Origin of the sequence: Noviherbaspirillum autotrophicum, assembly GCF_000818395.1 — a bacterium.
GTDB classification, from domain to species: Bacteria; Pseudomonadota; Gammaproteobacteria; order Burkholderiales; family Burkholderiaceae_D; genus Noviherbaspirillum; species Noviherbaspirillum autotrophicum.
The window spans coordinates 1877283-1880961 of the sequence record NZ_JWJG01000028.1; the positions used below are offsets into that span (position 1 = coordinate 1877283).

Here is a 3679-nt window from a genome sequence, read left to right on the forward strand (position 1 = left end):
TGTCCCTTGTCGCTGCGGATTGTGGCGCTGTTGTATGACGAAAAATTGCGTGACTGTGCGCAATTTTGCAACCCGGTCGAGGGAACATGATCACAATGACTTTTACCATTGCACGCAAGGAGCCAACGTGGAGATTGAACTGAAACTGGAACTCGACCCGGCAGACAGCGATACGCTGCGTGGTCATCCGGTTATCAAGGAGCTTGGCAATGGAAAACAGAAACAGGACGAGCTGACCGCGATTTACTTCGACACGCCGCAATTCACCCTGCGCCAGCACGGCGCGGGCCTACGGGTGCGCAAGATGCGTGGCCGTTGGATCCAGACCCTGAAGGCCGGCGGCAGCGTACAAGGCGGACTCCACCAGCACGATGAATGGGAAACGCCGGTCGATGGCGCAGTACCGGCTTTGGCTCAGATTGCATCGATGGTCGACGCCGGTTCGCCCCTGTCGGCGCTTCTCCGGCAGCCATCACTCGCCAATGCGCTACAGCCGATCTTCCAGGTGAAGGTGCATCGGACAACGTGGAACCTGCGCGATGGGGACAGCTTCGTCGAGCTCGTGCTCGACGAAGGAAGTGTCCAGCACGAGGACCGGAAGGTGCCGGTGAGCGAGATCGAACTCGAATTGAAGGAGGGAGAACCAGGCTGCTTGTACGCCATCGCGATGAAATTACTCGATGGCATCCCCCTGCGTCTCAGCAATGTCAGCAAGGCGCAGCGCGGCTACGCCCTTTGCAGGCAGGAAGAACGTGCGCCTGTGAAAGCCGCGCCTGTGACGTTTCCGCCTTCGCCGACAATCGAAGACGGCCTGCAGGCAATCGTGCTGAACTGCCTGGCACAAATCCAGGCCAACGAAGCGGCTGTCATGGACAGTGGCAATCCCGAGAGCCTGCATCAGATGCGAGTCGGTTTGCGCCGCTTGCGTTCGGCACTCAAGCTGTTCGGGACGGCCGCGCCGTGCCCGGTGCATTTGCAGGAAGAACTCCGCTGGCTGGGAGAAGCGCTGGGCGAGGCGAGGGACTGGGATGTCCTGTCATCGTCGACACTTGCCCGCGCGAGAGGCACGGGGGACGCGTCCTTCCCTGCGCTGAATGCCGCCATGGACGAGGTCGTGCGCGGCAAGCGGAACCAAGCCGGCGCCGCGCTGCGCTCGCCGCGTTACGCAAGGCTCATGATAAGCATATTTGCCTGGGTGATAGGGAAGCAATGGCGGGACACGCCGGGCCAGGCCAATGTCGAGCAACTGGAGGCGCCGCTGAAGGCGTTTGCGGAGAAAGCGCTCAAACAGGGGCACAAGCGCATCGTGAAGCGCGGAAGGAACATTCGCCACGCGACGCCCGAGGAATTGCACAGGCTGCGCATTGCGGCAAAGAGGAACCGGTATGCGGTCGAATTCTTCGCGCCCCTGCAACGGCAGAAGCGCCTGCGCACGTACCTCGATGCGCTGTCGGCCATGCAGGACGAACTTGGCTGGCGCAACGACGTTTCGGTTGGCGACCGCCTGCTGCGGTATTTGGAAACGGAAAAGCCGGCGGCCGCAGCGAGCGCTGCATATGCGCGGGGTTTTCTTGCGGCGTCCGTTTCGGACAACGAGCGCAAGCTGCGCAAGACCTGGAAGCACTTCCGGGGGGCCGACCGGCCGCGGCTGCGATGAGTAGCCAACGCAATACGCCGTGTCAATACACTTGTGGTACGCAGATTCGTGCGGTGCCGGGCGGCGGGCGTCGTCATCGCTGCAAATGGGCTCAGGCTGTGCGCTCAGAGGGGGGCGAGCCGTAGGGCGCCAAAGGCATTGCGACTGGCGCCACAAATGTGCGGCTGAAAGGCGTTAGTTAATGCAACTGACCGCCCGTATCTTTATGGGCGGTAAATGTGGAAGGGAACGCCGGCGGCTTGCTGTATCATCCTGTTCCCAAAAACGAAAGCTGCGCATGCTTATCATCACCATTAAACAAGGTAAGGAAAAAGGCCTGCTTTCCGGCGACCCGTGGATTTACCTCTCCGCCGTCGAAAAGGTGGACGGCAAGCCGCAGGAGCGCAACAAACCGGGCGCCACGGCAATTGTGCAATCGTCATCTCGCCAGTTCCTGGCTCGCGCGGCCTATAACGCGAAATCGCAAATCACCGCCCGCGTCTGGACGTTGCGCGAAGACGAACCCGTGGACCACGCGATGATCAAGCGGCGCGTACAAGCGGGTGTGCTTCTGCGCGCCGATGCGCAGCGCACCGCAGATCCACAGGCGCTCTTCCTGTTGGTCGACGGCGAGAAGGATGGCTTGCCGGGTCTTCTGGTGCATGGCTATGGTGGCAGCGCCGGCTATCTGATTTGCCAGTTCAACGCCGGTGGCGTCGAGCTGTGGAAGGTGCCTATCGTACAGGCGCTCCTTTCTGCTACCGGCTGCCGCAACGTTTATGAACGCTGCGATCCGCTGTTGCGCAAGGGCGAAGGACTGCCTGTCACCCCGCGCGCGCTGGCAGGCGACGAACCGCCCCACCGGCTCATGGTGCGCGAGGGAAGCCGTCTGGTACCGATGGATATTCGCTCCGGCTTCACTTACCCGCGCTGACGGACACGCGTACCGGCCAGAAATCGCCATTTTTAGTCTTCCAATCAAAAATATGAATATGTCCCGTACTCTGCAATGCGGCACCATCGCGTTAACGCTGCTGTCCCTCACGGCCTGCGCCGATTACGTGCAGCTCAAACCAGGGGCCGAAGCGGTAAACGTCACTTATCTGGCTAATACAGCCAATTGCGTCGCCCATGGCACCGTGCATGTCAGCGTATTGAACAAGATCGGACCGGTTGGGCGCAGCGAATTTACGGTGGAAAACGAGCTGGCCACTCTGGCCCGAAATGCGGCACAGGGGTCGGGCGGCGATACCATCGCCCCGGCTGGGCCAGTGGTAGATGGCGCGCGCAATTTCAATATCTATCGTTGCCACAAATAATTTGGAGCAACGCGCTGTTTGCCTACCGCCGCGCGTAGTGCGTCAGTGGTTGGCCCTCAACCACAGGATCGGTGGACAGCCGCGCGCCTGTTTCAGCCCGCCCGGATGCGAGCGGGGCAGGTCTTAACGCCCCACTGAAAACCCAAGAAAACCACAAGCGGCAAATCATGGAACCACTTATATCGTCGGCGTCAACGGCGACAAGGTGCTGGTCGCGCCACTGGACGGCACGCCCGCTACGTGCGATTTGCTGCAACGGTTGTCGGGGCCGCCGCCTGCACCCGCCTCGACGTTCGATATGTCAGGACTCACTTAAACACTCGCATAGCCGGCGCAGCGCCGCAGCTTCCCGACTCGTGCAACCGGGCGCGCTGCGCTCGAACAGATGCGAGCGTCCGCGACCAATCCGCCGTCCTGATAACACTACTCAGTGATGCTTTCTGCTTGTCGGGCTAGACAACGCCCTCAGGTGGACGGGCTTAACCCGGGCTTATGGTCGGAGGTCGCGACTGAGCCTCCATTATCGAACGTCAGCTAAGTTTTCAAGAGCGGCAATCGCTCGGCGATTTCCGACAGGCAGTTGTCGGCCAAAAGTAGCCGCTCAGGTCCATGGGCTAATGATCGAAAGCTGACGCTTGGATACCCAGTACCTCTTCGGATGATCGATGGGTGAAGAAACGCCGCCGTCTCCCTTTTCCATGACATGAGCCTAAATCATGGCGCC

Annotated in this window: 3 protein-coding genes; all 3 read left to right on the plus strand. The window is 60.7% G+C overall.

Annotated features, from left to right (window positions below):
* The first annotated feature begins 127 nt into the window (after positions 1-127).
* A complete protein-coding gene (locus tag TSA66_RS10005; RefSeq protein ID WP_040042416.1) occupies positions 128-1657 on the plus strand; it encodes a CYTH and CHAD domain-containing protein in 1530 nt (509 codons plus the stop codon).
* 277 nt (positions 1658-1934) lie between these two features.
* Positions 1935-2570: an SAM-dependent methyltransferase gene (locus tag TSA66_RS10010; protein WP_040039890.1), complete on the plus strand. Its 636-nt coding sequence runs from the start codon at positions 1935-1937 to the stop codon at positions 2568-2570.
* A gap of 58 nt (positions 2571-2628) precedes the next feature.
* The gene (locus TSA66_RS10015; protein ID WP_040042417.1) at positions 2629-2955 is read left to right on the plus strand and encodes a DUF4156 domain-containing protein; all 327 of its coding nucleotides are present in this window, start codon (positions 2629-2631) and stop codon (positions 2953-2955) included.
* Positions 2956-3679: the final 724 nt, after the last annotated feature.

Coding starts and splice junctions, on each gene's coding strand:
- TSA66_RS10015 (WP_040042417.1), top strand. CDS start 2,629: ATGTCCCGTACTCTGCAATGCGGCACCATCGCGTTAACGCTGCTGTCC.
- TSA66_RS10010 (WP_040039890.1), top strand. CDS start 1,935: ATGCTTATCATCACCATTAAACAAGGTAAGGAAAAAGGCCTGCTTTCC.